Source organism: Streptomyces sp. NPDC059900 (assembly GCF_050270335.1).
GTDB lineage: Bacteria > Actinomycetota > Actinomycetes > Streptomycetales > Streptomycetaceae > Streptomyces.
Genome location: NZ_JBNNJZ010000929.1, coordinates 1 through 635, shown reverse-complemented (window position 1 = coordinate 635; position 635 = coordinate 1). Strand labels below are relative to the sequence as shown.

Sequence of the window (635 nt, the reverse complement as noted above, 5' to 3'; positions counted from 1 at the left end):
CCGGCGGCGACTTGGTGCCCTGGCATCCGGAACCCGCGGTGTATCGGAAGCGTATGGAAAAACGCATACGCCCCCGCAACAACCCCCCGTCTTCAGTGAACGTCACCAGCCACAGCGTGCGCGGCAGCGGCATCAGGCCTCTGCCGGCACAGCACGTGACGACACGACGAGCACGAGGAGAAGGCGTGACCAAGAACCGTGCGTGGGACCGGCGTTCGCTGTTACGGAGCGCCGCCGTATTGACGGGTGCCGCCGCGTCCGCGACGCTGCCGGGTTACCCGGCCGCGGCACGGGGTGGCAGCCGCGACGCCGATGCGCTGTTCGAGGCCGGGGAATTCCAGGAGGCCGCCCGCGCCTACGAGCGGGTTCTGCAGAAAGACCCCCGGAACCTGCACGCTGCGCGCCGGCGCGGTTTTACCGGGCTGCTGGCCAACCAGTTCCCTGATGCCGAGACGTACCTGACCAGGGCCCTCGATCTTGCGCCCGGCGACAAGGAGACCCACCGTCTGCTGGCCGACTGCTACCTGCGCCAGGACAAGCTCGCCCTCAGTGCGCCGCACTGGCGAGCGGCCGGCGAGAAGGCCTATGGCGAGTGGTTCGCGGCCATCGGCGGCCGGCCGTATCAGGTCCACGGC

1 protein-coding gene is annotated in these 635 nt (G+C 69.6%); it reads left to right on the top strand.

The genetic code is table 11. The features are described 5' to 3' along the window. Positions 1-185: 185 nt before the first annotated feature. Positions 186-635 (top strand): tetratricopeptide repeat protein (locus tag ACQKIP_RS45820; RefSeq protein ID WP_427745708.1); only part of this gene is annotated, 450 nt, incomplete at its 3' end.